The organism is Mesorhizobium sp. M4B.F.Ca.ET.089.01.1.1 (assembly GCF_004022605.1).
Lineage (GTDB): Bacteria > Pseudomonadota > Alphaproteobacteria > Rhizobiales > Rhizobiaceae > Mesorhizobium > Mesorhizobium abyssinicae.
This window is the reverse complement of sequence record NZ_RZOS01000582.1, coordinates 1-3025: the sequence shown is the minus strand read 5'-3', so window position 1 is coordinate 3025 and position 3025 is coordinate 1. Positions and strand designations below refer to the sequence as shown.

4 protein-coding genes are annotated in these 3025 nt (G+C 58.3%); 3 read left to right on the top strand and 1 reads right to left on the bottom strand.

Annotation, left to right across the window (positions count from 1 at the left end; genetic code table 11):
• The 3 genes from EN780_RS31030 to EN780_RS31020 form a co-directional block, all read left to right on the top strand.
• Nucleotides 1-898 (top strand): hypothetical protein (locus EN780_RS31030; RefSeq protein ID WP_210215063.1); only part of this gene is annotated, 898 nt, incomplete at its 5' end.
• Nucleotides 895-1323, top strand: coding sequence for a hypothetical protein (locus tag EN780_RS31025; RefSeq protein WP_128276181.1), 429 nt, complete (start codon nt 895-897; stop codon nt 1321-1323). The genes EN780_RS31030 and EN780_RS31025, both read left to right, overlap by 4 nt.
• A gap of 97 nt (nt 1324-1420) precedes the next feature.
• Nucleotides 1421-2227: a hypothetical protein gene (locus EN780_RS31020; RefSeq protein WP_128276180.1), complete on the top strand. Its 807-nt coding sequence runs from the start codon at nt 1421-1423 to the stop codon at nt 2225-2227.
• Between the two features lie 376 nt (nt 2228-2603).
• Here EN780_RS31020 and EN780_RS40955 read toward each other — a convergent pair whose 3' ends face one another.
• Complete coding sequence (locus tag EN780_RS40955; RefSeq protein ID WP_245500180.1) at nt 2604-2897, bottom strand: hypothetical protein; 294 nt, start codon at nt 2895-2897, stop codon at nt 2604-2606.
• Between the last annotated feature and the right edge of the window lie 128 nt (nt 2898-3025).

Sequence of the window (3025 nt, the reverse complement as noted above, 5' to 3'; positions counted from 1 at the left end):
GCCAAGTAGGGGGAGAAAAATGTGCTGCTCACGGCTTTCTATACTGGCTTTGGGCTTGGCTTCGGGGATTTTTGCGGCTCCGGCTACTCAAGCAAAGGATTGCAAGGATGGTGATGCCCCACAGCCTCACCATGTAGGCAACTTCAACTTTCTTACCAGTTCCTGGGTCGAGACGGTGGATAACATGCGGCGCTATGTGTCCTGCGTCTCCAACCTCCACCCGAATAGCGACCTGATGGTGACGTGGTTCATAGCCGGGCCTTTCCAGTCGTACGTCCCCGCGACGGAAGAGGCCAAGACGCCGCGGATGAGCGACGACCTGAATCCCAGGCCGGTCGACGGCTGCATCGAGTACGGCCACAGCGGGGAGCGCACGCCTGCGCAGTTCATGGGGACGGCGCGCGACCAGGAGCGCAACAACGAAGGCGATTTCTGCAAGCAGGGGGTAGCGGCCAAGCAGGTGAGCTCTTCGGATGGCGAGCTACCCCCAAAAGGCTGGGCGGACGAGGTACGCATCTTCTTTCCTAGCGACCCGGACAATCCTCATGACACCATGCTGGAGCTAGTGGGGACTATAGGGCTCCGCACCGAGGGCACGCGCCAATTCAAGACGTTCTTTTCGTACTCCGCGAAACAGTACGCGGGGCGGACGAAGGGCAATATCGACGATGTGAAGGTTGTACCGAGATTTCCCGACCAGGAGCAGTTTTTCGCTCCGGCATTCTACGCGCCCAACAAGGATGGCGTGCCGCTGTCTACCGGCGGATCGGTCGAATGGAACGTGACTGGCGATTTCAAAAACTGGATCCCGGTGCCGGCCTACTACGAGTTCCGTGACAAAAAGGACCGTCTGTTGTCGGCGATTCCAATGCCCCTGTTCGGCGAAGCCAAGAAATGAAGATCTCGGGTTTTCTGGGAACGCTCGCCAGTGTCACGCCTAGTCTGATACTCTCATTTGTCACGGCGTGGTTTGATGTGTTCACGGGCACATCGATCCTGCGACCTCAATATGCTGGACATTCAGAGCAGACCGGCATTGCCATCGCGTCTTTCCTGGCCATCACTTGCGCGCTGCTGTTCCGAGCAAGGACCGCCGGCTGGCTGATGACCGCCGCGTTGAAGTTGCTGCTGATAACGGTGATCCTTGGCATTTTTGCTATCGGCTGCTCCGTGTACCTGAACCATCCAAGGTCACGCGTGCTGCAAGAGCTGGTCGTGCCTATGTGGGATCTCACCGGCGCAGGCTGCATTGTGGCGGCGACGATGACGATCCTGTCCGCCACGATGTTTGCCCTTGCACAATGGGCCGAGCCTGAAGACTAGCCATCGCTAGTCTGAGAGGCTCGGTTCCATAAACCTCGCCACGGCCCACGCTGGCGACGGCCCTCTCTCGCAACAACTCGTAATCCAATGAGCCGTGATGGACAATTCCGCCAAATCCCCATTGTTCTCGCATTTGATGAAGCCGCAGTTTCGGCTGAAATCCCCGGACCGCGTACTCTCGGAGGCAGAGTTCGATGTGGCTCGGATCACGGGGGAAGATTTTCGATTCGTCACCAGGGAAATGACGGGAAACCTAGCGGAGGTGCCTGCCGAAATCCGGGCGCGAAGCACTATTTTGCGACGCCTACTGTCCGAGAAGGACTTGTTCAATATGGGGCGCCTGTTGCCGCCGAGCGCCGAGCTGAGTTCGCGCGCGGATGCTGGATTCAACCCGATCCATCCTGCCGTGCTGGTGACGTGCGGCAATTATCCTTGGGCCGGGGATCGCCTTGAAGGCGTGGCCGCCGAGTTCTCCATGAAGGACGTTCCACCGTTGACTAGAGTTGCCTGGAGCTATCGCGACAATGCCGATGTCTCTCTTTCCGAGTACTTGGAAGGCCTAGCGATTGCCGTTTTGGGGACGCCAGTGCGAAGGCGAGAAGTCATCAAATACGTGGCGAACAAGAAGGCCGCTCACGTCTCGGATCACCGGAAGCACGCAAGCGAACAGGCAATTGATCGAGCCTGGTCGCATATGTCGATCACCATTAAGAGCTCTCGAAGGGAACGGGTTCAATTGAACCACGTCTACCTTGAGCTTCTCGTGACGATTGAGGCGTTGAGATCCAGCCCATCCATCAATCGTTATATTGATGAACTCGGAAAATGGGTGCGGTCAGCGGAAATTGTCTATCGGGGCGCAGCGAAAACCGTGGACGTAAATATGCCCATTAGACCGCGCTAGGAGGCGACTGAACACTCGTCGCTGGGATGCGCCACCCCGAAGCGGACTCATACCGCCAACATTCAAGCCGGGCCGATGCCACAGCATTCATAACCGAATTCGCGGTTAGCGGCTTTGGCTTTAGGATTCCGGCAACAGCCAAGGCGATTACTCATGCAGCCCCCAGTTCCGCTCGGAGTCATTCCGGCGGTTGGAGGCCTCCGGCGGCACTTTCTCGATCAGCCGCCCACAGCCATCGCTCCCGGTCCATGAGAACGTCACCCGCCACCCCGTCGTCTTGCCAGAATTGCTCGAGTAACCCGCGAGGCTCTTGGTGACCCTAATTCCCGCGAGGACGAGCGTACCGTCGCCGGGCCCTTTTAGGGCGAAGAACAGGCTATCGAGGAGACGGTAGTTTTCGAGGTCTGCCTCTACGGAGCGCCGACGGGTCGCCGATGGCTCGCTTCAGGTGCCGCCGCTCCGCGATCGTTTGTCGGTGTCGGGGGGCGTCGGCCAGATAAGCTTCAGCTTCGGGAACTGCAGAAGGTCGCAGCGACGCCTTTTGCATCGGGAGCTTGCTCGCTTTGTAAGCTTCGACGATCGCGGCCGCGGCATCGGGTCCGACCTCCTGCACCATGTCCAACATGTTGAGATCGCGGTAATGGATATCGTGCCGCTGCTCGTCGGTCATCAGAGATCCTTCGAGGAATAGCTGACGGGCCTTTCTGGGCTTGATGCCCGGAAGGAGATTTAAAAAGTCTGGAAGGCTAAGCATCGGAATTCCAGGTTTCGGCGAGGGATAGGATCAAACCTCTGGAG

Excerpts from the sequence above, each read along its gene's own strand:
- EN780_RS31020 (WP_128276180.1), top strand. The coding sequence starts at position 1,421 with ATGGACAATTCCGCCAAATCCCCATTGTTCTCGCATTTGATGAAGCCG.
- EN780_RS40955 (WP_245500180.1), bottom strand. The coding sequence starts at position 2,897 with ATGACCGACGAGCAGCGGCACGATATCCATTACCGCGATCTCAACATG.
- EN780_RS31025 (WP_128276181.1), top strand. The coding sequence starts at position 895 with ATGAAGATCTCGGGTTTTCTGGGAACGCTCGCCAGTGTCACGCCTAGT.